The organism is Bradyrhizobium sp. AUGA SZCCT0176 (assembly GCF_018130145.1).
Classification (GTDB): Bacteria; Pseudomonadota; Alphaproteobacteria; order Rhizobiales; family Xanthobacteraceae; genus Bradyrhizobium.
Genome location: NZ_JAFCMB010000047.1, coordinates 1 through 2,794, shown reverse-complemented (window position 1 = coordinate 2,794; position 2,794 = coordinate 1). Strand labels below are relative to the sequence as shown.

The 2,794-nt window shown below is 34.2% G+C and carries 3 protein-coding genes; 2 read left to right on the top strand and 1 reads right to left on the bottom strand.

What is annotated here, in order from left to right; genetic code table 11:
- Window positions 1–164: 164 nt before the first annotated feature.
- Window positions 165–1,424 carry a hypothetical protein gene (locus JQ600_RS36595; protein ID WP_212490444.1) on the bottom strand — a complete coding sequence of 420 codons (1,260 nt, stop codon included), beginning with the start codon at window positions 1,422–1,424 and terminating at the stop codon, window positions 165–167.
- Between the two features lie 350 nt (window positions 1,425–1,774).
- On the opposite strand from JQ600_RS36595, the gene JQ600_RS36590 reads away from it, so the two are divergent.
- Window positions 1,775–2,368 carry a hypothetical protein gene (locus JQ600_RS36590; RefSeq protein WP_212490443.1) on the top strand — a complete coding sequence of 198 codons (594 nt, stop codon included), beginning with the start codon at window positions 1,775–1,777 and terminating at the stop codon, window positions 2,366–2,368.
- On the top strand, window positions 2,361–2,794 hold a 434-nt coding region (locus JQ600_RS36585), incomplete at its 3' end, for a hypothetical protein (protein WP_212490442.1). The genes JQ600_RS36590 and JQ600_RS36585, both read left to right, overlap by 8 nt.

The following is a 2,794-nucleotide window of genomic DNA, read 5'->3' as shown; positions in this document are numbered from 1 at the left end:
TTACAAATTCCTATATGTGACAGATATGATAATCGTTCCCTACATTGTAGATACGCAGTGGCTCAAATACCTAAAGGCATTCAAAAAATATTTACTTGTAATGTAGATCCATTTAAAATGGACCTACCACAAATAGCACGTCGTTGCAATTTAATAAATCTTTATTAAGGAATAATTTCAGGATTGTTAAACTCCGACTGTATAAACTGCGGAGTTATATCTGTATGTCCTCTTGTTTTTAAAACAACACCTGATTTTCTTTCTGCTTCATAAGTAACAGTTATTAATGCAGAACTATTAACATTAATAACATCTTCAAATCCTATCAAAACACCTCCACCTAAACATTTGATAACTCTTCCATTGCTAGTTAATGCATTAACTTGCACATTATAATCATGTAAAAATTTTACAAAATTTACACTCTTTTGATACTTTCTATACAAATTTTTAATACAACCAGGTTCTAATCTAACTTTACTAACACCTTTACAATTAGTAAAGTTTCTTGCTGTTATAGGTTCACGGTATCCAGAGGGTAAATCAGACCCTCTGACTAAATTCATTCCATCAATATAACGGACTGATGCAAAATCATATGCCCTATCAGTTGTAGCAAGAGTCCCTCCAGTAACGTTCAAGGGATCACGTGACTTCGGAACAGATGAAAATTCATAAATATAACCCTGTAAAGGATTAGAATCAACTTGATCTGTATCCTTCGATCCACTAGCAGAAGCACTTCTATTTTGAACTTTCAATTCCATTGAACTGTACAGTTCAATGTATTCATTGTGTAAATTCATTGTTGCCAACAATACACTATCAGAATCTGCATCCATTCTTTTATAAACAGACAAAAGAAACGGTTCCCTTGGATTGGCTGCATTCGCAGTTCCATTACCAGATGAATATGAATTTAGGACTAATCCTAATTCATCAGCACATTCAATTAATAATTTAGTACCACTAATGGTACTAACAACAGTACTGTTGTTAGCACCAGTTACTGCATCATAATACGTTAACACTACTAAATAACTACCTAAAGTAGCGTTATAATTGCCCATTAAAACATAATTAGAAGTGCTAGTATACTTTGTCTTAAATGCAAGCTCCAAAAGCTTTCTAACAGTCGCACTAGCGATTAAGAACATTACATCAGCAGGTACAACATTGTGGCTATATAAATAAACACAATCAGTATCCGAAACAGTACCCACTGTTTCTCTAACTTGAATTGAACCATTTCTGGCAAATTTGGACATAGATTGACTAGCCAAATTTTTCTTTTTACCTTTAGGAAATTTGCCTGCAAATTTTCCTTCACCTTTGTACATAACTGTACCAGAAACACGGGCTTTGCCCTTTTGTTTCTTTTTTTCTTTTGGTTTATTTTTATTTTTTTTATATTTATCATACATAGTTCGGACTTGTTGTCCTGCTCTATAAGCCACATTAGTTAGAGCCCTAACGGTACCCAAATTATACGGTCCAACCCTGTTATTCCTAGTACTATAAGTCATATCTCGAGCCATTAGGGACTAGCGGGGGTGCCCGTAATATTAAATATTGGGCACCGCTAACCGCTTATAAGGGATATAAGTTCTATTTCAAACTCCGAAGCGTTTTCTCTCTCACCCTTTTACCTACCTCCCTAGAGACTCCGTCTCCTACTCCCTAGTCCTCCGGACCCTAGAAATGACCCATGTTTAATTACATGGGTCTGGCGTCTATAAATACAAGCTAACTAAGTGTACAACCGATAACACTTATGCTCACTCCTCCTCATGGCTCTGAACTCAACCCAATCGACCTCACCGACGACAGTTTCCCAGACCCTGCCAAACATTGGACAAAATTGTTTGAACAGCACTTGTCTGGTGAGAGAACGTATGATAATGTTCTTAATGGTGCTTCTGCTTCTGCTTCTATCAATGGTAATGCTGATGTTACGTTGCAAAAAAAATTTAGAATAAATGCTAAATCAGTTTTTTTAACTTATCCACAATGTTCCCTTGATAAATCAATATTAATGAATTTTCTTGCTTCATTAAAACATGAAGCTAAATATATTATTGTTTGTCATGAAAAACACAAAGATGGTTCTCCTCATTTACATGCTGTAATTACTTTCAAATCAAAAGTTGATATTAAAAAAGAAACATATTTTGATATTAATGGTTTTCATCCAAATATACAAACAACAAAAAATATTAATGCTTCAATAACATATTGTAAAAAAGATGGTGATTACATTGAAGAAGGATCACATAATAACGATCATGTAAACAAGATCGCAACTATGCTTCCAACATTTACAGAAGTAGACGCATTTTTAGAATCTTTATTATTAGGGTATGAATAAAATCGATTGGTTAACTGATTGTCTTGCTTCCAATATTCCTTACGGATATGCAGAAGCAGCATGGAAATGCTATAATACAAGTGATTTTTGTACTTTAGACGCATTTGATCACTCAAACGCTCAATATATACATGATGTTAGATTATGTGTTATGACTGAAGTTCCAGTTGGTTTAAGATCCTTAGTTTTAGTAGGACCCAGTGGTTGCGGTAAAACAACATGGGCCAAACTACGTTGCTCAAAACCGGCTTTAATATGTACACATATGGACGATTTAAAAAACTTTAAAATAGGTTTTCATACTTCAATAATTTTTGATGACATGTCTTTCACTCATTTAGATCCAGTTTTACAAATTCCTATATGTGACAGATATGATAATCGTTCCCTACATTGTAGATACGCAGTGGCTCAAATACCTAAAGG